Source organism: Bacillus thuringiensis (assembly GCF_001455345.1).
Classification (GTDB): Bacteria; Bacillota; Bacilli; order Bacillales; family Bacillaceae_G; genus Bacillus_A; species Bacillus_A thuringiensis_N.
The window spans coordinates 4,866,385-4,888,375 of the sequence record NZ_CP013274.1; the positions used below are offsets into that span (position 1 = coordinate 4,866,385).

The following is a 21,991-nucleotide window of genomic DNA, read 5'->3' on the forward strand; positions in this document are numbered from 1 at the left end:
GTTTCTTAAAATTTCCTTAACACCTTAACAAAAAAACACCGCTCATCATGAGCGGTGTCTCTCTATGCATTTTGTAATTGTACTTCTTCGCGTTCCATTATTTTTCTTAATACGATTGTTTGCATCATTGTAAATAAGTTACCTGTTATCCAGTACAACACAAGTCCGGATGGCGCCGCAAATCCCATAAATAGAATCATTGCCGGCATCATAATTTGCTGTATTTTTAGCATTTGTACTTGTTCTCCAGGCGTACTATTCGATTGGAAAATTTTCATCTGAATAAATGTCGTTAACGCTGCAATAATCGGTAATATATGATAAGGATCTGCATGTCCTAAGTTCACCCATAAAAATGTAGATGTGCGAATCTCTTCTGTTCGGCTAATCGCATAATACAAAGCAGAAAAAATCGGCATTTGTATTAATAGTGGCCAGCAACCAGCAAGTGGATTCCAACCGCCTGATTTCATTAGTTCTGACATTTCTTTTTGATACTGTTTTTGTTTTTCAAGGTCTTTGCTTACATCACCGTGTTTTTTCTTTAGCTTCTGTAATTCAGGTTGCATTTTTTTCATTTTCGCTTGGCCACGATATTGCGAAACAGCTAATGGAATCATCGCTGAACGAATAACGAGCGTCATAATAATGATGGCAATCCCGAAGCTTCCACTCGGTATATGATGAGCAACAAATTGAATCATATACGAGATTGGATATACGAAATAATGGTTCCAAATTCCCGTACTATGTGAATCGATTGTGCCTGCATTACTGCAGCCAGATAAAACAAAAACAAGTACTACTGATAAACTAATGAGCGCAGCTCGGTATGATTTTAACATGTTCATTCCTCCAATGTTTCGTAATTATTTAGCGAAACATTGGTGTATACGGACCGACCTCATCATTCTCTTCACTTGATTCTTGTCTGCGTACAGAACGAATCATTCCATATTTATAAAAAATAGAAAATAGCGGTACATTCCCTGCACTATCTTCACACGTATCAACTAACGCAAAAGCTCTTTGTCTACCGCTTGATGCTTGCTGACGCACAAAGCGAGAAACGTTAGCAAGGAAGAAAACTTCTAATAAACAAAGTGCTGTCGTTACAAACGATATATATAGAATTGCATCCTGCAATAAAAATTCCATCGCTTCACATCCTTAATAAGGTCATTTTAGCACATTCGGCAAACATTCTCTATTTCCTTTTATCGTCAAAAAAGTATTTTGCATATTTTCTCAAGAAAACAATAATTAAGAAACATTGTATTCGCTTTCTTTAGTATATTCACACACATCAATGAATAGGCTTGATTTATTAGAAATTTATAAAATTTTCGTATTATAATAAAACTATTGCCAGTTTTTGAAAAAACCTTTATTCTCTTCATGTAATCAAAAATGAATATGGAGATGAAACATACTATGGGTCAACTAGGAGACGCCGATTACGTTCCCGACACCGCCTTTTTATCCTTCCCAGCAGCTAAAACATTTCACTTAGAATTTATCATACAGTTGGTTGTTATTTTCGTAGCTTCTATTTTGTATGCAATTTCTATGAATATGTTCTTTATCCCGCATAATATGATTAGCGGTGGATTCGCTGGTGTAGGGATGATTATCGGTTATTTAATGCACTACAATATCGGTGCACTTATCTTTTTACTAAACATTCCTCTTCTTATTTTAAGTCACTTTTACTTAGGAAAGAAGACAACCTTTTTAACAGCGTACTTTGTAGCTGTATCATCTTTAGCGATGAACATTATCCCGGTACACCAAGTTTCAGACGATATTTTACTTTCTTCTGTATTCGGTGGTGTCATCTGCGGAGCAGCTTCAGGAATTATATTCCGATTTGCTTCTTCAACAGGCGGTTTTGATGTCGTTGGATTGATTGTAGCGAAACATCGAGATATTTCGATTGGAGCAATCATCTTTGGATTCAACTTAATCTTACTTGTTGCAGCAGGATTTATTTTCGGATGGGATATTACGCTTTATACGTTAATTAGTCGGTTTGTAGTCAGCAAAGTAATTGATGCCGTGCATACAAAACATATTAAATTAACGATAATGACAGTTACAGAAAAAGGTGAGGAAATAAAAAGCGCACTATTACATCACGGCATACGCGGGGTGACAATGGTAGACGCTGTCGGCGGCTATACAAACCATAAGAAAAAAATGATTTACACTGTCGTGACTCGATATGAGTTAGGCGAAATGAAACGTATTATCCGTCAAGTGGATAACAAAGCATTCATGAATATTACTGAAACAGTTGAAATTGTCGGCCGTTTCAAACGTATATAAGAAAGCGCAAGGGACTAATATTCCTTGCGCTTTTTATTTTTTACACTTATTACAAAATCAGATAATTCTATTATTGTGTCCCTAAATGTGTTATAATGAAAACAGACTCACAAAAAAAGAGTATATAGACTTGGAAGTTTCTCATATTTTACAAGCAAAAAGAAACGAGAAGTCGGGTATATTTCAGACACCATACACGTAACGGTTTAAACAACCGATCATCTTAGTTACTCTTCAATGATCTTTTTATAAAAAGATACGTACAATTAAAACTCACTTCAATATACTATACCTACCTTTTTGACTTCCAAATCATCTTATTACATAGGGAGATGAACATATGAATCAATATATACGATATACAATAGCTGTCCTGTTTGCTATTATCGGCGGAACAATCTGCTTTTGGACAAACACTCAGCTTGGAGAGAATATCATTTTTAATGGAATCGAAACACTTGTAAGCGCTTCAATTTTAGGCGGATACATTTACTTCCTCTTCAATCCAGAAGAGAATGCGCAAAAAACAATGTTATTAACAATGATCGGGATCGTTGGCGGATGTATTTCCTACTCAATGACTAACTATACATTACCACTTCAATTAAGCTCAGCTTTCTTCCACGGTCTATGGACTTGGTTCATTGCCTTCTGCCTAGCAGACGTATTCAACCTATTACAAGACAATGAAGAAGATCGCGGTCGCCAAATTGAAAGTAACTCGTAAGCTGGAAGATATTCTTCCAGCTTTTTTATGTTGTTTTGCATACCACAGCATCATAATAAAAAGAAGCTACCCTACGGCAACTTCTTTTCCACATACCCCACTTCGTATTCACTAAAATATATCAACGATTTTTCAAATATATCAATCGTTTCTCCACTTATATCAACGATTTTTTCATTATATCGGCGATTCGACACAAGATACCAATTAAACGACAACCTTCGACACTCGAAACGCACAACATACCCTATCCCCCAAGCAATTTACTGCCGAACTCTACGATTAAAAAGATAACTAATAGGATCGCGAGTATCTTTAATGCTACATACGCTACTTTAAAAACAGCATAAATGAGCAAGACTATTAAAATAATCGTTAAAATTTCCATCTAGAATTCCTCCAAGCTTTGCTCTTCATATCTTATTTTACTCGCCCCACACTTTTTATGGAACGGCATAAAACGACATAGAAAAAAGAGGATACCTCACCCATCGTAAGATACCCTCTCTTTCAGCTGCTCAAACCATTCTCTCTCTAATTGTAAATATCCCATTTCACTATTCTCAGCGCTCTTCAATTCTTTATCCGCTTTCCTCATATAAACGTTGGAAGCTTCCATATCGCCCTCTACATATTTCACAATTCCTTGTGTACGATAATACCCATGTAAGTCTATTTTTGTAATAGCCTTCCCATGTTCCTTCGCTTCTTGTAGAGAAAGACTATCCAGCTGATACAGAGATTTATATAAAAGATACCAACTATGAAAACTACTAACGAAATATTTGTTTTCTTTCGTTACAGGTAGTTGAACAATTGGTTCTATATATGGTATCGCTCTTTCCATTCCCTTTTGATCAGCTCTGGCACAAAAGACGAGCATAAGTCCGCTCATTATATCTCTTATACTTTTATTTTCTTTTAATTTTTCCTCACTAAGTTCTATTAATCTCTTATCCCAATCTTTCGGCCTTTTATAACTAAATAACTCACTTGATACTTGAATATTATATAAATGCTGCTTCGCCTTTTCATCATCTTTAATTAAAATAAGAAATTGCATACCATCACTCAAAAACGTTCCTTTTATCGGTACGATTGTAGCTGCAAAAATGACAAAGTGTAAAACAGAAAAATATAAGAGATATTGATAATAACTCACCATGTATATGTAACCGAAAGTAATACCAAATAGTAAACTCGTAATCGGTCCACCTAAAGTGAGCCATGCCCATTTTTTCGAAAGATTCGGTGTCTCTATAGAAGGAGGCACTAGCATCGCCACGCCTCCAAAGTACATCCACAATTTATTTTCACGAATGCGTACTTTCCCCTTCTCTTTTTGAAAAGTAATCGGCCCTACTGTCATAAATTTAAAATTCAAACCACCTATTAAACCAAACACTACATGTCCTAGCTCATGAATAGCTAGCACCAATAAAAAAATTCCAAATAATGCCCATATATCCAACATTACTTCTAATTTCTCAGTTCTGATTACTCCGTATAAAATGGACAAAACTAACGCCGCCGTCATAGAACCAGCTGGCCTTCTTAAAATATCCACCTTTTTCTCCCCTTAATAAATCATTTTTCTCTGCATTTCGTACATAAACTTTCCAAGATGCAATATCCAAATAAATGAGATTAAGCCAATTAATACAAAGTCGATATCACTAGCCGCCGTATATATAACGGCAGCCCACCATACATATGCCAATATTGTATTCGTAAATTCATATGCTTTATATCCAGCCTCATGCACAATGTGCTTTAATCCTTCATCTGCGTTTTTCGTCCACATTTTCATAGATTCCATATATGTTACACCTTGTTCAGGGTATAGCTTATTATAACGATTTTTTGTTATGAGCCCACTAATCACTACAATAGTTAAACAAACAATAGAAGCTACTAAATTCCACACTGCAAATGAAACATTTGTATCCTGCAACAGTGCACGTCTACATGCAATAACTGCATATACAAACCATGCCTGCGTAACTATATCACCTACACGTAAATATATACTTATAATGCCTAATTTTCTGCCTTGCACACTCTCTTCTTCATCGCGTGCCTCCGCTAACATACGTGTATTCTTCCAAGTGTAATACATCATTATCATTCCAAAAAGAGTACATACACCTATAAATGTATTAGATGATAATTTTCTCGGTTCATCCGAGAGTAAATTTAAAGCTATATACGATGTTAAAAAGCCACCGATCATACTTAATGCCATTTTCCCCACAAAATCAAATTGTTTTTTTCGTTTACTCTTCATCATCCTCTTCCCCCTCCACTAACGTGAATATTTCCTCCACTGGTACATTGAAAATGTGTGCGATTTTTAACGACAATACGATAGATGGTGCATAATCCCCGCGCTCAATTAAACTAATCGTTTGCCGTGATGAGCCAATCGCTTTCCCTAAATCCCCTTGTGATAAACGATGCTTTGCTCGCAATTCCCTCACTCGATTTTGAAGCTTCATGTCTTCCCTCTTTTTCATTTATTTAATTAAAATTGTAAATAATATCCTTATCATTGTCAATTATAATTGTCATTTTGACGTTAATAATTTACAATTATAACCTATTGAATTTTAAACTAAGAAACAAACAAAAACTTATTAAAATAAAAAAGGCAGTGCTTTTGCACTGCCTTCCTAAATTCTGACATAGAATGGATTTCATATTAGCTTGCGTTTTGTAGTAATACTCGTTTTAACTGCTTACGGAAACGAATACCTAACGTAACCGCTACAATCACAATAACTCCAATAATGATTTTACCGATATGACCTTCTAGCACTCCAAAAATATCATGTAAGTTTCCACCTAACCAGTAACCACCGATTAAGAAGAATGATACCCAAAATAGAGCACCTGAGTAAATTGTAATTGCAAAGCGACGGAATGGTAAGTTAATAATTCCTGCAAAGTACCCTGTAAAATGACGTACACCAGGAATAAAGAAACCGATAAAAATTAGGAAGTATCCATACTTATCAAACCACATTCTTGTTAAGTCGATTTTTCTTTGTGTTAAAAATACGTATTTCCCATACTTTTGAATAAAAGGCATACCTAATTTATTTCCTAAAAAGTATTGAATCGTCATTCCTACACTTGTCCCAATAAAGGAGAGAATGATTAAAATCGGTAAGCTTAAATCACCCTTATGTGCTAAAAATCCCGCATATGCTAATGTTGGCTCTCCCGGAAACGGAAGTGCAATATATTCTAACAGCAAACCAACAAGTACAACATAGTACCCGTATTGCTGAAATAATTCATGAATCCATTCCATGTCATCTCTCCTTTCAATCACGTACAACTTCTTACTATTATTGTATAAAAAAATTGTCGAAATAACTATCACAATAGCTTACATTTTTATTACATTTTTGTAAGGCTCACACTAAAACTTTCTTTTCTTTATTTCCTTCTATTTACTTTCATTCAAAAACAATTCAACAAATATATACCGTACGAAACTGAGGGCTTAATATGCATATTTTATCCATTTTTTAACACTTAAAAATCGTTATATTTTGTTCTTAATAAAAAACCACTACAAACTCATACGAACTTCATATTAGCTTCATATACGTATTGTAAGATTATATCGGAATTTGTTGAAAAATTTAACCAATAAATGACTAAGCATTAATTTGAATAAATATGAATAGCTTTTCGAAATTGAAAAAAGGGTGAATAAGAAATGGAAGCTTATAAAATGCACGATTTTATTAATACAAATGTTGAATCTCATCAAAATGAAACCGTTTTTAATTTACACATATGTGAAACAAGTGAATTTGACGTAAGTTTAACAAAATCTACTACACTATCTTTTATCGTTTCAAAAAAGAACATTAAAATTGTCACGAAAAAATGGATTAATTCAAATCAAGAAAGCATGATTGGCAAAAGCTATATCATTCCAACGAAAGCTTTTCACTACTTCTTACCAATTATTTCTGAAACTGAAGATGAATTAAATATTCAAGTTCAAAGCTTTGGACTACATGGTGAACTTTTATTAAATGAAAGATTACTTATTGATAAAAACAACAAATACAATGCCAAAATTACTACTTTCTTTGAAACATTAGATGAAAATGTAAATAAAGTATTACGAGGATTGCAAATTCATTGTATGTAAAACTACTACAATAGTAAAAAGGAGAATATAATGAAAAAACTATTATTAAGCGCACTATTATCATTAGGATTTTTAACTATTCCATTCACAAATGCTGAGGCAGCTACAACGAAAGATCAACTGATTGTAAACACTAAGTTAAATAAAATGGATTATTATCAAAACGGAAAATTCATAAAGAGTTTTACTGTCGCTACTGGAAAAGCAGCTACTCCTACACCTAAAGGTACTTTCCAAATCGTAAATAAAATTAAAAATCGTCCTTATTACACAGGCAAAATTAAAGGCGGAGATCCACGTAATCCACTTGGTGACCGTTGGCTCGGACTAAACATGGCAGGAACTTACGGAACAACTTATGCGATTCATGGTACGAACAATAATCAGGCCATTGGTAAGTGGACAACACTAGGTTGTATTCGTATGTATAACAATGATATACACTGGTTATTTGAGCGTATTCCCCAGCAAGCTACTGTCACTGTAAAATAACCTAAAAGCGCGATTTACGTGTAGCCAAGAATTTTATGTCTTGGCTTATTTTATTTCTTCATTTACAGTAGCAAAACAACTGTATTTACATATATAATGGGAATAGATTGTGTTAAATGAAATTAAAACATTGATAAACATGGATATTAAAATTATACAGTTATAATATTTTATAAATTTTACAATACATACTATAATAGAATTACTGTAATTCTTAAATATTCAGTTTCGCTAAACAACTCCCCTTGCTACTTTCATGATTATTTTATGGCGGGGGCTTATTATATGTATAAACAATCTGAGTCATCCGAAAAATGATGAATTCGAATATTGCAGTAAAAAGCGTTATTTAGGAGGTGTTACTATGACGCATATACTGGTGATTGAAGACAACCCAGATATACAAGAACTGATTCGTGAATTTTTAATGGCACAAAATTTTACCGTTGATGTCGTTGGCGCTGGAACAGAAGGTATACTTCTTTTCCAAAAAAATTCATACGATCTTGTCCTCCTTGATGTGATGTTACCAGATATAGATGGCTATAGTATTTGTAAAATTATGCGAGGACAATCTGACGTACCGATTATTATGTTAACAGGCTTACATAATGAAGAAAGTGAAATTAAAGGATTTGAATTAGGTATTGATGACTATATTACGAAACCGTTCCATTACACCGTATTTATTAAACGTGTAGAAGCTGTATTAAGAAGGGCAGCAACGAAGGAAGCCGAAGCTGCAACTATACTACAATTTCATGAATTGATGTTAAATTCTACAGCATATGCCGCTTATGTTCATGGTAATCAAATTGAATTGACAACAAAAGAATTTGAAATTATTTATACTTTACTGCAAAATCGAGGAAAAGTATTATCAAGAAGTGATTTGTTGAATAAGGTATGGGGCTATGAACATTATGGTGATGTAAGAGTTATAGATACACATATTAAAAACTTACGAAAAAAATTAGGGATTCCTTATATTAAAACGGTGAAAGGCATTGGCTACAAAATCGAATCGTAGCAAAGACAACATCACCAAAAATATTTTCATCAAAACCTTATTATTTTGTATTCTTTTATCACTTTGTCTTTATCAAATTATTTACTTCTTAGCTTCAGACTACGATAAAGAACGTTTTGCGAAAGACACTGGAATGCTGACTACAGAACAAGCGGATTCAGATAAACAAAACGACCAAAGTAAAACGAATCAAAATAAAGCTGTATCACAGGGAGACATTTTTAATTTCCAATCTTCTATTATAGATTATAAATCACTCTCAACAGCTATCAATCACCTTTTGCAGCCTAGCCAAACTGTAAAAGCAAAAGAACATACTCAAAATATTCCGGGGAAAAATAGCGCTTCTTCTCCGCTTACAGAAACGGAAAAGCAAGTCGCTACTAATGATGCCTTACATAAACAAAATGCAGCAAGTAAAGCAAATGATGCACAAGATAATCCAAAATTAACAGATGTACTGCAGCAATTAGCTCCACATATTGGCGCAACAATGCTTGCATTATCTCTGCTCGGATCTTTAATTTATGCAAAACTAATTGCTAAACCTTTTCAATACATGAGTGATGCTTTAAAAGATATTATGAATCTTGATTTCTCAGATAAAAAGCTACTTAACAAAAATACTGATCAAACAGATTTTAATTTGCAAGTAGCTGCTTCACAAGTACCAAATATAGTGAAGAATTTACATGCAAGCAATCAAGATTTAAGAAATGAACTCAAAAAGGAACAACAATTAGAACAATCTCGTAAAGAATTTATGTCTATGGTTTCCCATGAATTAAAAACACCAATCGCAGCCGTTATGGGCCAACTAGATGGCATGATTCACGGAATTGGAGCTTATAAAGATAGAGATAAATATTTAAAACGTTCCTATGAAATGATGCAAGACATTAACATATTAACGGAAAAAATGTCGGAATTATCCAAAATACAAAACCCTCAATTTAAACCTGATTTAAAAGTTATCTCATTAACTAATATTATTGAGGATGTTATGAAGAAAGTAGATTATTTCGTATCTGTAAAGCAATTAAATGTTCAATCTAACATTAAACAAGATGTACAAGTTTTAGCTGATCCTAAATTTATTCAAACTGCTATTTTCAACATTATTTCAAATGCAATTCATTATACAATTGACCATCAGCATGTATATATAAAGCTTTATGAAAAGCCTAACGGTTACGCATTAGAAGTATTAAATACAGGTTCACAAATAGATGAAGATAAACTTGCCCATTTATTTGAGCCATTCTATCGCGCAAATCCTGACAAACATGGCTTAGTACAAGGTAGTGGTCTTGGGTTATACATTGTAAAACAAATACTAGATAAACATCAGTTTCCTTATCGGATACAAAACACACCTCAAGGTGTAAAATGTTCTATTGTATTCCCGAAGGCAATGTAAAAACCTACTACAATTTCATACCCCAAATTCATACTTCGTATGAGTGGCGGAATTTTGTAGAGTATCTTACTCTGTTTCGTTCGCCCGTTATCCTTATTTGGATAGCGGGCGTTTTTTATTATTTAAAAGGAGGATTTTCATGGAGAAATTTAAGTATTCATTACTCGTTTTATTCGGAGCTTGTAGCTACGGCGTGCTTTCAACTATTTTCAAACTCGGATTTATTGATGGATTTTCAGCACATCAACTATTAGGGGGACAATATGTCTTCGGATGGGTTGGGCTTCTTCTACTCGTTCTTTTCGTTTCACGTCATAAAGTAACAAAAAAACAATTCTTCTCCTTACTAACAGTTGGCACAACAATGAGTATGACTGGTATTTTCTACGCTATTTCTGTAGAAGAACTACCAGCATCTATCGCTGTCGTCCTACTTTTCCAGTTCACATGGATTGGTGTTGTTATTGAAGCTATTGCGAATCGAACATTTCCAAGCCGTGAAAAAGTTATATCTATCATTATTTTATTTGCTGGTACATTGTTTGCAGGTGGTGTCTTTGAAGGTCTCGGACAAAACTTTTCCATGAAGGGTATTATCTTTGGTCTATTAGCCGCTGTCTCTTTTTCATTCTATGTTTTTGCAAGTGGGCGTGTTGCTACAGAAGTTCCGCCTTATACAAAAAGCTTTCTTATGACAACAAGTGCTACTCTTATCGTATGCCTATTCTTCCCGCCGACCTTTTTAACAGATGGTGCCCTGCAAGCTGGTCTTTGGAAATACGCTTTCTTCCTCGGATTATTCGGTGTTGTCGTACCTGTTATTTGTTTTTCAATTGGCGTACCGAAAGTAGGAACAGGACTTGGTACAATACTAGGAGCAGCTGAATTACCAACAGCCATTATCGCTTCTATTACACTTGTACATGAAGTCGTAACGTTCATGCAGTGGATTGGGATCATCTTTATACTACTTGGGATTTTTACCCCTCAGCTACTTACCGCTAGGAAAGAAAAGAAACATAGTAGCGTGCATAGCGCATGAAAATAGAAATTTTCATATAAATGTAAATGCAGTTACAATGTGGTATAATTTCAAATCTATTTGGAGGTATAAATGACTATTTTAAGCGTAGCCTTTTTTGCCATTATGTGTATCTTCTTCCTAATAAGATATATGAAAGAAAAGAAATTTTACGATGTGCTCCTCATTCCCATTTGCATATATGCTGGGGCAGTCAAAACCCCTTTAGTGGAGTACTTAAACTTTAATAATACATTCAAAATAACATATGATATTGCAGCTATTATTCTCGTGATCCTTGCTGTGCTTTTCTTCTTAAAAGATAAGAAAGAGAATCCTACTGCATAACAAAAGACCTTTCATTTATTTGAAAGGTCTTTTGTTCTATCTCACTTTACCGCTCCATATAACTTCTCTATCTCACACTCAATTTGTTTTACATCGATTCGTTCAAATAGTGGCTGTACACTATCAATTCTACTTGGCAACGTATGTTGAGGCTTCCAATTTCGCTTCACAATCGATAATGTGTTTCTAACTCTTTCACTTGAAAATGGTAAAAACGGTTCAAGGAGATTTGCAAAATTAGCGATAAGATACACACAGTTATAAATGGTTTCTTTACATGAAACTGGATCATCTTCCCTTTGTTTCCACGGCTGCCTTTCATCAAAGTATTTATTTGCAAAACGTACTGCATCAAATATTGATTCTAGCGCCACTTTAAATTTAGTTTGCTCAATTGCTTCTCCTACATTTTTATATAATCCTTCTACTTTATCTTTCAGCTCTACATCAATATTCCCCTTCGGCACGATACCACCATAATATTTTTCAATAAACTTTAATGTCCGGTTCACGAAGTTCCCGTATGCACCCAACAATTCACTATTATGACTGTAAATGAATTCACGCCATGAAAAGTCAGTGTCACGATTTTCTGGTGCATTGACTGTTAAAAAGTAACGAATAGAATCTGGATCATATCTTTCCAATATATCAGGTACCCACACTGCCCAGTTTTTACTCGTAGATAATTTTCTTTTTTCAACTGTTAAATATTCATTCGAAACGATATGACGAGGAATTGCACCTTCTCCTATTCCAAGCAATACCGCTGGCCAAATAATAGAATGAAACGGAATATTATCCTTTCCGTGCACATAATATGTTTTCGCTTCTCTATCCCAAAACTGTTGATCATCTTTCCCTGTTTCTTCAGCCCAATGTTTACTCGCCGAATAATATCCTGTCACTGCTTCAATCCATACGTAAATCTTCTTATCTTCATACCCTTCTACTGGAATTGGTACCCCAATTGGTAAATCACGTGATACGGTCCTATCTAATAAACCTTCCTTAACATATCTCTCTGTTAATTGAATCGCATTGTCGCGCCATGTCCCTGTTTGTTTTGCAGTTTCTACAGCCCTTTTAATTTGCTCCTGAAATGTATGCAATGCAAAATAAAAATGCTCTGTTTCCTGTACGGATGGCGTACTACCACATAACTTACATTTCTTTTCTAACAAATCGAGTGGATCTAAAATAGCTGAACACGCATCGCATTGATCTCCTCTTGCTGCTTCATGGCAATGTGGACAAATTCCTTCTACATAACGATCAGGTAAAAACTGCGTACACGTTTCACAATATGCTTGTTCCACTGTTTTTTTATAAATATAGCCTTCTTCTAATAAACGTAAAAAGACATTTTGAACCGTTTCATGATGGTGCTCACTATCCGTACGTGTATAGCAATCATACGTAAAACCTAAATCCCGAAAACATCGCTCAAATTCTTCATGATACTTATCAGCAATTTTCTTCGCCGTCACCCCTTCTTGTTTTGCCCGAATTGCAATCGGTGTTCCATTACAATCACTTCCCGAAACATACAACACATTCTCACCTTTTGCCCGGTAATAACGTGCTAAAATATCTCCAGGTAACAAACTCGCAATATGTCCAAGATGTAACGAACCATTTGCATACGGCCAAGCGCCTCCAATAAAAATACTCATCTTATATTCCTCCTTTAAAATATAAAAAGCCCCGCCCTTATCTTAAAAAAGATAAGGGCGGGGCTGTATAAACAGTCGCGGTACCACCTTATTTTGCTAATTACTCACATAATTAGCCTTAACAAGTACGGAGCTATATGCTCTTATACTGTGGTTTTGATAACGAGTACCAACTCTCGTCGCCGCCTACTATTATCATTTGATAAGTTCAGGACGAAGCTCAAAGACCATTGTTCAAATGAATATTCTTGCTTCTTCTCAGCTACCGAAGCTCTCTGGAAAGAATTTGTTCATCCTACTTTTCCTTTTCGACGCTTTTACGTATAACATGTATTGTACGACTTAATCACAGAAAAATCAAACTTTTATCCAGAAAGAAAAGGAAATCCCATCCCCCTGCCGAATAACTATACGTTCATAAAAGGAGTGATACGATTGAATCAAAAACAACTAAGCACACGTAATGAAAAAAGCTGGAATGCAGCTGCTTATGAAGCTTGGACGAATCGCCACGGAGCGCCAGCCGATTATGCGAAAAAGCTCATAGAAAATCCTATGCGCGAGGTAGATCACTATTTACCTTACATACAATCTCCAAAAGGAAAACGTATTATTAATTTACTCGGGTCAAAAGGAAATAAAGCCGTCTCTCTCGCTCTTTTAGGAGCTGACGTAACGGTTGTTGATATTTCAGCAAGTAATGCAAAATATGCAAATGAACTTGCAGAAGCAGCCGGTGTCTCTATCCAGTATGTCGTTTCTGATGTATTAAATATCCAGCTATCCGAATCGTTCGATATCGTATTGCTAGAACTCGGTGTACTTCATTACTTTCTGGACTTAAAACCACTCTTCCAAAAAATTGCTACCTTACTTAAGCCAGAGGGAATGCTTATCCTTCGTGACTATCATCCTGTTTATACTAAATTATTAGGAGTAGACCACCCATCATTTCAGGCCAATGGAAATTATTTTGATGAAGAATTAATTGAAGATGATGTTGCTTATAGTATCCTTCTTACAGAAGCGCAGAAAGAATCGTTACCTAAAACAACCATCCGTCGCTGGACGTTAGGAGAAATTATTACAACACTTGCGGAAGAACGTTTTATAATTGAAAAACTAGTTGAAGAACACGGGTCGCATCAAAGATGGGTCTTTCCTTCTACTGCACCGGAAGGAATTGAAGAGCAAATACCTGGTCTATATACATTAATTGCGACAGCATGCAAAAAAGGATCCCTTCACGGATAGGATCCTTTTTGCATGCTCACGCATATAAGTTGAGGTTGGAGATTACCATAATTCTGTAGAATAGGACACAAGATATTTCAACATTTCGTCTCTGACTTACGTCGTCAAAAAGGGGTATGACCAACATAACGAAGAGTAATGTTTATAGTTGATACTGATAATCGTTATCAACTAATTAGAAGTATACATGATGTTATTTCAAATTACAATAGGATTTCTAATTTTTATTTATGAACTTTTTGATATGCAAATGTATACATTTTAAGAACATTTGCTCATATCAATCTGCCATCTTCCATTATCTGCTATAATTTTCATTGAACAGATTAATAACTTCATAATGATGTTTTTATTAATTCTGCTCTTAATATTTATAAATTATAATAAATAGTTTTTAAAGGTAGGGGTAACGATGAAATATGTTAGTATTCGAAAAAAACTACTGTTCACACTCTTAAGTATTTCTTCTTTATTTAGCATCGCTCTTATTGTTATTCTTTCATTCGCCATGAGCCAAGCAAGTGAAATTGAAACGTTAAAAAATGATGTATCCAAAAGAGCAACAATTTTAAAAGAACGTGGCGATTGGTTCCAAGCACAAGTTGCTGGTTTACAAGAATATTTACTGTCACATGATCAAAAAGGATTAGATAAATTCAACCGAGAAGGAAAAAAACTAGCCGATACTAGAGAAAAAGTAACAAGTGATAAAAAACTCCCAGAAGGAATGAAAGAAGCGATTTTAATGGGAGGAAAATGGCGAAGCGTCATAGATAATGAAGTCCTCCCTCTCGCTAGCGAAGGTAAATGGGACGAAGCGTCCAAAATTGCTTTAGCTCAAACCGATTATGTAAATGACCTTTTAGGTCGATTTACGAAATATGCAAATGAAGAAAATGATAAACGTGACGCATTAATTGCTGACGTAGAGTCTTCTTCAACTCTTATTCAATATATTATTTTCTTCTCACTCATTACATGTACAATAACCTCTATCTTATTAGCATGGTGGTTCTCTGGTAAACTCGTTAAACCGGTGCGACAAATTGATGAGAAATTAAAAGAATTAGCTTCTCAAGATGGTGATTTAACTGCTAGATTGCACGTAACAAGTAAAGATGAAATTGGTGATATCGCCAATTCCTTTAATCAAATGCTCGCTAACTTACAACGTATAATAAAACAAGTGCAACAAACATCAACAAGTGTAAAAGAAGCATCTGAAAATGTGTTTATCGAAACAACTGCTTCTATGGAAAATACAGCAAAAACTGAAGAAACTATGAATGCTCTTGAGCACAATATTCGTTCTCAAGTTTCCAGTATCGAAGAAAGTTCAACTGCAATGGATGATATGGCAACGAGTGTTCAGCGTATTGCAGAATATGCCTCTTCTGTTGCTAGCCTAGCTGTTACAACTTCAGAAAAAGCAGATAGTGGGAATAAAGTCATTGAAAAATCTATTACACAAATGCATACAATAAACGAAGCTGTTAACGCTACATCACAAGTAGTGGAGCGACTTATTACACATACGAATCATATTGATACTGCACTTCAATCCATTTCCAATATCGCGGAACAAACGAATTTACTCGCTTTAAATGCTTCCATTGAAGCGGCCCGTGCTGGTGAACATGGAAAAGGCTTCGCTGTTGTTGCCGACGAAGTACGAAAACTTGCTGAACAATCTCAGCTAGCAGCAACTGATATTAACCATTTACTCCATCAAATTCAAGCAGATACAAAAATAGCAAATGAAATGATGACACAAGGCCAGTCAGAGGCTTCTGAAGGCATTACAGTCATTCGTACCGCCGGATCTTCATTCTCAGAAATTGTTAACCACATTAATAAAGTCTCTACACAAATGCAAGAAATGTCTGCAACTGCTGAAGAAATGGCCGCAAGTTCTGAAGAAATGAACGCTTCACTTAATAACATCGCTTCTATTTCAAATGAAGTTGCCGCCGAAACATCACAAACAGCAACTTCAGCTGGTAACCAAGTAAACAAAATGAGTGTCGTTGCTAAAAAAGCGTCTGAAATGAAAACGACTGTACAAGAACTTGAAGTTCTCGTTTCTCATTTCAAAACAAACATTTAAAGTAAAACTTTCATTTATATTTCTATGAGCTCAAAATTATTAAAAAGAGAGATTTACAGTCTCTCTTTTTTCACCTTAAAATATCTCTTTCTATCTCTCATTCCGTCTGCTATAATTCCTAAAGGAAAGAAGAAAGCTTTATTCCAAATGGAGTAAAGCTTTCTTTCAATTTTTTACATTAATTAATTCTAATACTATGATTTCACAAAGGAGGCTTTTATCATATGAGTTTTATTAGCATTCGAAAAAAACTAATGTTCATGATGGGAACGATTTGCGCTTTATTTGGCATCGCCTTAGCTTTTATTTTATTTTTTGCTATTGATCAATCTCGTCAAGCTGAAGCATTACAAAAAGAGATTTCTCCCCTTGCAACACAATTAAAAGAGCGCGGGGATGCTTATCAAGTACAGCTCTCTGCTTTAAGAGGGTATTTATTACAACATGATCAAGTTGAATTTGATAAGTTTAATTCGATGAGTAAAGAGCTTGAGAATACAAAAGATAAGCTTCTTTCTAATCCAAATGTTTCTGAGTCCATGAAAAATACAATGGAATCAGGATCTACTTGGAGAAAATTTATTGAAGAAAAAGTTTTCCCTCTTGCAAAAGAACAAAAGTGGGAAGAGGCTTTACAAGTAGCTTATGCAGAAAATGGTACCGTTTATAAAGTAATTGGTGACTTCACAAATTATAGTAATGAACAAGCTAAATTACGTGATCAATCTATCAAAAAAATTGATCAATCTTCACTACAAATTGAATATGTTGTCTTCTTATCACTTGTTATTTGTATTCTTGTAGCTATGATTCTTGCATGGTGGTTCTCTGGTAAACTTGTAAAACCAATTCAACAAATTGATAGTAAACTAAAGGAATTATCATCTCAAGAAGGTGATTTAACAGCCCGTCTACAAGTAAATAGTAATGATGAAATTGGTACGATCGCAACATCATTTAATAAAATGTTAGAAAACCTACAACATATCATTAATCGTGTTCAAAAAACATCTGTGGAAGTACAAAACGCTTCTGAAAATATGCTAGAAAAGACGCATATATCACGCGAGGCAACAATAAAAGTTCAAAACTCAATGTCTAGCTTAAATGCGAGTATTCAATCACAAGCCTCTAGCATGGAAGAAAGCTCAACGGCAATGGACGATATGGCAGTGAGTGTTCAGCGCATTGCTGAATCTGCCACATCTGTAACTGAACTTGCTGTAGCTACATCTGAACAAGCTAACGACGGAAGTACTGTTATTCAAAAATCAGTTTCACAAATGACAACGATACACGACGCGGTAAATGCTACGTCAGAAGTGGTCGAACGTCTAATCACTCACACGAAATATATTGATACAGCTGTACAATCTATTTCTAATATCGCAGAGCAAACAAACTTACTTGCTTTAAATGCATCTATCGAAGCAGCTCGTGCTGGCGAACAAGGAAAAGGCTTCGCTGTCGTAGCTGACGAAGTTCGAAAACTTGCTGAACAATCTAAAACAGCAGCAACAGATATTAACCAATTACTACATCAAATTCAACAAGACACTGAAACTGCAAGCTCTATGATGTCACAAGGTCGTTCTGAGGCATTTGAAGGCATTCACGTCATTCGTGAAGCTGGCAATTCTTTCACAACGATTGTGGAACAAGTAAATAAAGTATCTACTCAAATGCAAGACATCTCAGCAACTGCTGAAGAAATGGCTGCAAGTGCTGAAGAAATGAACGCTTCACTGAATAACATCGCTTCTATTTCGACTGACGTATCTAGTGAAACAGCGGCAACAGCACAATCTGCTGAGAAAAAAGTCATTACGATGAATGAGATGACACAAACAGCTAAACAAATGAAACAAACAGTTGAAGAATTAGATCAACTCGTATCACACTTCAAAACTGAATAGCCTTTAAAAAATATCCCTCTTCCAAAAGGGATATTTTTTTGAGCTCATTTCCTGCATATTATACATATTTCCGTTATAATGAGAATCGATATCATTAAAATGCAGGGGGTGCTACTTATGTCACAAGAAGCATTTGAAAATAAATTATATGCGAATTTAGAAGCTGTCATTGATCCAGAACTAGGTGTTGATATCATTAATCTTGGATTAGTTTATGACGTTACAGCAGATGAAAATAATAATGCTGTCATTACGATGACGATGACTTCTATCGGTTGTCCAATGGCTGGGCAAATTGTATCAGATGTAAAAAAAGTATTATCAACGAACGTACCTGAAGTCAATGAAATAGAAGTAAATGTCGTTTGGAATCCACCATGGTCTAAAGAACGCATGTCACGTATGGCGAAAATCGCATTAGGTATTCGCGACTAACTAGATAGAGAAAAGACCTGACATTCTAGTCAGGTCTTTTTCTCTTATTATTTTACGCCTACTGCATCATAAGCTTTCGTTACAGCTTGTACAGCCTTAGAGTTTTTACCATATAAATCTTCAGCTGATTGAAGAGCAGCTTGACGCATCATCTTAAAGTCAGAGTTTGCAGTTAAATATTTCGTAAGAGCACGGTAATAAATTTTTTCTGTCGCTTCACGGCCTACGCCAGTTACTTTCACGCCGTAATGATCTCCACCTTCAGATACTAAGTATGCAGCTTTATTGTTAATACTGCTGTTAATATGAACGCCGCCATTATCAGCTGTTCCAGTGTAGCGCTTATTGTAGTGATCTGGGTAACCTTCACCTGGTTTTAATGGATTTGGAATAGATGCTGGATCTTTCAGAGAACGAAGTGCATCACCAGGTTTTCCAGGTGTATAAATGTCAGCACCTAAATCCCAGCTCTTCTTCTCAACCATGACACCCATAATATCAGATAACGATTCATTTAACGCACCTGACTCATTTTTATAAACAAGATTTGCTGTATGCTCAGTTACAGCATGAGTTAATTCGTGACCGATAACATCTAGTCCAGCAGATAATGGAATGAATGTTTTTCCATCGCCATCACCATACATCATTTGTACACCATTCCAAGCTGCGTTATTCCAAGCTGTACCTACGTGAACAGTCGAAATAAGCTTCGCGCCTTTATCATCGAAAGAGTTACGATTAAATGTCTTTTTGTAGTAATCATATACTTTTCCTGCATTTACATGCGCATCAACTGCCGCTTTATCTTCGAAGAACTTAGATTTACTTTCAACTTCTTCTCCTGTATATCCAAGCCATTGTGAGAATAAATTAAACCAGTTCTCGTCCATATTTTCTGCATCAAATGTATGGATACCTTGTCCTCGTTTACCATCAAACAAGTTGAATTGTCCTGTTTTCGTATCTTGAGCAATTTCAAATGATTGTCTAGCACCTAATACGCCGTAACCAAATCCAGTAATGTTATCTACAGCGTTATATTTCTCAATAACATTTCCATTCGTTGCATCAACAAAATAATGCCAATATCCTGGAGCTGGCTTTGAAATCGACGCTTTCACTAAATATGCAAGATAGTAATTTCCATCTTTTTCATACACAAATAAATCTTTTTTCACACCGTCATAACTTTTTACTTTACCAACTTCTTTTTCAATATCTGCCTTTGCAATTGTTTCTGCTTGTTCTGCACTAATACTTGCAGCTGCAGGAATATTTTTATCCTCTAAATTCGGAATAACTTGTCCGAAGAATGCTTTTACATTATTTTCTTTATCTAGTGTAACAGTTTGATCTGAACCATACACAGGAATGTTATTATGTTTTTCAACTAACTTCACGTGTGTTGTGCCAGATTCAGCATCTTTTTCTTCCCCAACGACATTGAAATGTTTATCAATATTCCCTGCTAATTTGAACATATCTTTCTTACTCTCTAAATATTGAAAGACCGTCTCTTTTTTATCTAATCCTTCCGGTGCTTTCCATTCTTCACCTATGTATGCAGGCGTTTTAAATTCTTGATGGTATTGAATTTTTTGTTCTTCCGCTTTCGTTGTCGTGGCTCCAAATGTTCCAAATCCCCCGGCGATAACAGTTAAGGCTAATGCTGATGAAATGACTTGCTTTTTCACTATAACATTCCCCATTCCCTAAAGATTTTTGACACTTTTATACAATTCTTGTTTTTCAAGTGGATACCTTTACCTAAAATTTGAGAAAGTTTTTTCTGACAATTTCACTCAAAAAAAAGAGGACATCTATCGAATGTCCTCTTTTCTATAAACGTTTTATTACTTTTTTAATTCAATTGCTAAATAGTGTGATTGCTCTTTCGCTTCAATATGAATATCTTCTTCAACCGCTTCTGCCGCATCACGCATAACAAGTGTCTCACCATTTATTACGCTACTTCCTTCAATTTGTACAAGGTATAATTGACGACCTTCTTTCACAGGAAAATGAATTTCTTTTCCAGCTTCTAACGATAAAGAATATAAATTCGCATCCTGGTGAATTTGAATTGGTGCCTCCCCTTCTAATGGAGATACCATATGGAACCACTCGTTTTCACGCTTGCTCCAATCAAATGTAAACTCACCATAGTTTGGCTTATGATCTGCACGGTCTGGTAAAATCCAAATTTGTAATAAACGCAATGTCTCATTTCCTAAATTATGCTCACTATGAAATACACCTGTGCCAGCACTCATATATTGAACATGCCCACGCTCAATTGTTCCGCGGTTCCCCATGCTATCCTCATGTGTTAAAGCACCATCTACAACGTACGAAATGATTTCCATATCGCGGTGCGGATGCATATCAAAACCAGTTTGCGGTGCTACTAGATCATCATTAATAACACGTAATGATCCAAAGCTCATGTTATTTGGATTATAGTAATTAGCAAAGGAAAAATGAAAATGTGTATTTAACCAACCGTGATTTGCTCTGCCCATATTTTTATGATCAACTTTTCTAAACATATCCTTCACCTCATATTATCTCGAATTCAAGATTTATTTTAAAAATTTTTCTTACTGTAATTTTTTTAGTAATTGTAATAATTGATTTTGTTCCTCTATATTTAAATTATGAAACTGCTCCGCTTGGAACGTTTCTTGAGGCGGGACAATTTCCTCATATAAAGCTCTTCCCTGTTCTGTTAATGAAATATATTTCGTAGTACCTTCTTGTTCACGACGAATCCACTCCATTTGCTCCATTTTATTTAAAAGCTGAGTGATATTTCCTTTCGTAACAAATAACTTATTTCCAAGCTCTTGTTGCGTTAAACGATCATGCCCTCCAACTTGAGCTAGCACATCAAACTGAGCAGCAGATACATTCCATTTTTTCAAATGCTGATTCGTCTCACGAATACTTTTGTTATAAAAACGTGATAAACGAAACCATAGTAATAATCCGAGCCTATCTTCTGTTTTCATTCTATCACCTCGCTCGTTTTATACCATTAGTTTAGAACTAAACTTTATA

The 21,991-nt window shown here is 35.1% G+C and carries 23 protein-coding genes and 1 other annotated feature; of the genes, 12 read left to right on the forward strand and 11 right to left on the reverse strand.

The window, feature by feature from the left end; translation table 11 throughout:
• Window positions 1-62: 62 nt before the first annotated feature.
• Both ATN06_RS25655 and ATN06_RS25660 read right to left on the reverse strand, forming a co-directional pair.
• Window positions 63-845, reverse strand: coding sequence for a membrane protein insertase YidC (locus ATN06_RS25655; RefSeq protein ID WP_060632786.1), 783 nt, complete (start codon window positions 843-845; stop codon window positions 63-65).
• A gap of 28 nt (window positions 846-873) precedes the next feature.
• Window positions 874-1,158, reverse strand: coding sequence for a hypothetical protein (locus ATN06_RS25660; protein WP_000394930.1), 285 nt, complete (start codon window positions 1,156-1,158; stop codon window positions 874-876).
• A gap of 276 nt (window positions 1,159-1,434) precedes the next feature.
• Here ATN06_RS25660 and ATN06_RS25665 point away from each other — a divergent pair, with 276 nt between their 5' ends.
• Window positions 1,435-2,328 carry a YitT family protein gene (locus ATN06_RS25665; RefSeq protein WP_000530035.1) on the forward strand — a complete coding sequence of 298 codons (894 nt, stop codon included), beginning with the start codon at window positions 1,435-1,437 and terminating at the stop codon, window positions 2,326-2,328.
• A 340-nt stretch (window positions 2,329-2,668) separates the two neighbouring features.
• On the forward strand, window positions 2,669-3,055 hold the full coding sequence (locus ATN06_RS25670) for a DUF3938 domain-containing protein (RefSeq protein ID WP_060632787.1): 387 nt from the start codon (window positions 2,669-2,671) through the stop codon (window positions 3,053-3,055).
• A gap of 247 nt (window positions 3,056-3,302) precedes the next feature.
• Here the strand turns inward: ATN06_RS25670 and ATN06_RS25675 are convergent, their stop codons facing one another.
• From ATN06_RS25675 to ATN06_RS25695, 5 genes are all read right to left on the reverse strand, one after another.
• Window positions 3,303-3,443, reverse strand: coding sequence for a DUF3985 family protein (locus ATN06_RS25675; protein ID WP_000404783.1), 141 nt, complete (start codon window positions 3,441-3,443; stop codon window positions 3,303-3,305).
• 96 nt (window positions 3,444-3,539) lie between these two features.
• Window positions 3,540-4,592 (reverse strand): M50 family metallopeptidase, encoded by a 1,053-nt coding sequence (locus ATN06_RS25680; RefSeq protein ID WP_060633199.1) that lies wholly within the window; start codon window positions 4,590-4,592, stop codon window positions 3,540-3,542.
• Between the two features lie 42 nt (window positions 4,593-4,634).
• Entirely contained in the window at window positions 4,635-5,342 is a 708-nt protein-coding gene (locus ATN06_RS25685) for a DUF3169 family protein (RefSeq protein ID WP_060633198.1), read from the reverse strand.
• A complete protein-coding gene (locus ATN06_RS25690; RefSeq protein WP_000776157.1) occupies window positions 5,332-5,553 on the reverse strand; it encodes a helix-turn-helix transcriptional regulator in 222 nt (73 codons plus the stop codon). Before ATN06_RS25690 ends, ATN06_RS25685 begins: the two co-directional genes overlap by 11 nt.
• A gap of 203 nt (window positions 5,554-5,756) precedes the next feature.
• A complete protein-coding gene (locus ATN06_RS25695) occupies window positions 5,757-6,371 on the reverse strand; it encodes a DedA family protein (protein ID WP_060632788.1) in 615 nt (204 codons plus the stop codon).
• A 414-nt stretch (window positions 6,372-6,785) separates the two neighbouring features.
• Between ATN06_RS25695 and ATN06_RS25700 the strand changes: the two genes are divergently transcribed.
• From ATN06_RS25700 to ATN06_RS25725, 6 genes are all read left to right on the forward strand, one after another.
• Window positions 6,786-7,229 carry a DUF3978 domain-containing protein gene (locus tag ATN06_RS25700; protein ID WP_000388760.1) on the forward strand — a complete coding sequence of 148 codons (444 nt, stop codon included), beginning with the start codon at window positions 6,786-6,788 and terminating at the stop codon, window positions 7,227-7,229.
• Between the two features lie 30 nt (window positions 7,230-7,259).
• On the forward strand, window positions 7,260-7,721 hold the full coding sequence (locus tag ATN06_RS25705; RefSeq protein WP_060632789.1) for a L,D-transpeptidase: 462 nt from the start codon (window positions 7,260-7,262) through the stop codon (window positions 7,719-7,721).
• A gap of 364 nt (window positions 7,722-8,085) precedes the next feature.
• Window positions 8,086-8,751 (forward strand): response regulator transcription factor, encoded by a 666-nt coding sequence (locus ATN06_RS25710; protein ID WP_000148833.1) that lies wholly within the window; start codon window positions 8,086-8,088, stop codon window positions 8,749-8,751.
• A complete protein-coding gene (locus tag ATN06_RS25715) occupies window positions 8,729-10,171 on the forward strand; it encodes a sensor histidine kinase (protein WP_060632790.1) in 1,443 nt (480 codons plus the stop codon). Before ATN06_RS25710 ends, ATN06_RS25715 begins: the two co-directional genes overlap by 23 nt.
• Window positions 10,172-10,310: 139 nt before the next feature.
• Window positions 10,311-11,213, forward strand: coding sequence for an EamA family transporter (locus ATN06_RS25720; protein WP_060632791.1), 903 nt, complete (start codon window positions 10,311-10,313; stop codon window positions 11,211-11,213).
• A 72-nt stretch (window positions 11,214-11,285) separates the two neighbouring features.
• Window positions 11,286-11,540: a hypothetical protein gene (locus ATN06_RS25725; protein WP_060632792.1), complete on the forward strand. Its 255-nt coding sequence runs from the start codon at window positions 11,286-11,288 to the stop codon at window positions 11,538-11,540.
• A 41-nt stretch (window positions 11,541-11,581) separates the two neighbouring features.
• Here the strand turns inward: ATN06_RS25725 and metG are convergent, their stop codons facing one another.
• Window positions 11,582-13,216 carry a methionine--tRNA ligase gene (metG, locus tag ATN06_RS25730; protein WP_060632793.1) on the reverse strand — a complete coding sequence of 545 codons (1,635 nt, stop codon included), beginning with the start codon at window positions 13,214-13,216 and terminating at the stop codon, window positions 11,582-11,584.
• Between the two features lie 50 nt (window positions 13,217-13,266).
• Window positions 13,267-13,537 (reverse strand) — a binding site (T-box leader).
• 114 nt (window positions 13,538-13,651) lie between these two features.
• On the opposite strand from metG, the gene ATN06_RS25735 reads away from it, so the two are divergent.
• From ATN06_RS25735 to ATN06_RS25750, 4 genes are all read left to right on the forward strand, one after another.
• The gene (locus ATN06_RS25735) at window positions 13,652-14,470 is read left to right on the forward strand and encodes a class I SAM-dependent methyltransferase (RefSeq protein ID WP_060632794.1); all 819 of its coding nucleotides are present in this window, start codon (window positions 13,652-13,654) and stop codon (window positions 14,468-14,470) included.
• A 412-nt stretch (window positions 14,471-14,882) separates the two neighbouring features.
• Window positions 14,883-16,577, forward strand: a complete 1,695-nt coding sequence (locus ATN06_RS25740; protein ID WP_060632795.1) for a methyl-accepting chemotaxis protein — start codon at window positions 14,883-14,885, stop codon at window positions 16,575-16,577.
• 224 nt (window positions 16,578-16,801) lie between these two features.
• Window positions 16,802-18,493 carry a methyl-accepting chemotaxis protein gene (locus ATN06_RS25745; protein WP_060632796.1) on the forward strand — a complete coding sequence of 564 codons (1,692 nt, stop codon included), beginning with the start codon at window positions 16,802-16,804 and terminating at the stop codon, window positions 18,491-18,493.
• 117 nt (window positions 18,494-18,610) lie between these two features.
• Window positions 18,611-18,928, forward strand: coding sequence for a metal-sulfur cluster assembly factor (locus ATN06_RS25750; RefSeq protein WP_000076425.1), 318 nt, complete (start codon window positions 18,611-18,613; stop codon window positions 18,926-18,928).
• 47 nt (window positions 18,929-18,975) lie between these two features.
• On the opposite strand, the gene nprB is transcribed toward ATN06_RS25750, so the two are convergent.
• The 3 genes from nprB to ATN06_RS25765 all read right to left on the reverse strand — a co-directional run bounded on the left by nprB (window position 18,976) and on the right by ATN06_RS25765 (window position 21,942).
• The gene (gene nprB / locus ATN06_RS25755; protein ID WP_033694922.1) at window positions 18,976-20,625 is read right to left on the reverse strand and encodes a neutral protease NprB; all 1,650 of its coding nucleotides are present in this window, start codon (window positions 20,623-20,625) and stop codon (window positions 18,976-18,978) included.
• 159 nt (window positions 20,626-20,784) lie between these two features.
• Window positions 20,785-21,480: a pirin family protein gene (locus ATN06_RS25760; RefSeq protein ID WP_060632797.1), complete on the reverse strand. Its 696-nt coding sequence runs from the start codon at window positions 21,478-21,480 to the stop codon at window positions 20,785-20,787.
• Window positions 21,481-21,531: 51 nt separating this feature from the next.
• Window positions 21,532-21,942 carry a MarR family winged helix-turn-helix transcriptional regulator gene (locus ATN06_RS25765; protein WP_060632798.1) on the reverse strand — a complete coding sequence of 137 codons (411 nt, stop codon included), beginning with the start codon at window positions 21,940-21,942 and terminating at the stop codon, window positions 21,532-21,534.
• Window positions 21,943-21,991: the final 49 nt, after the last annotated feature.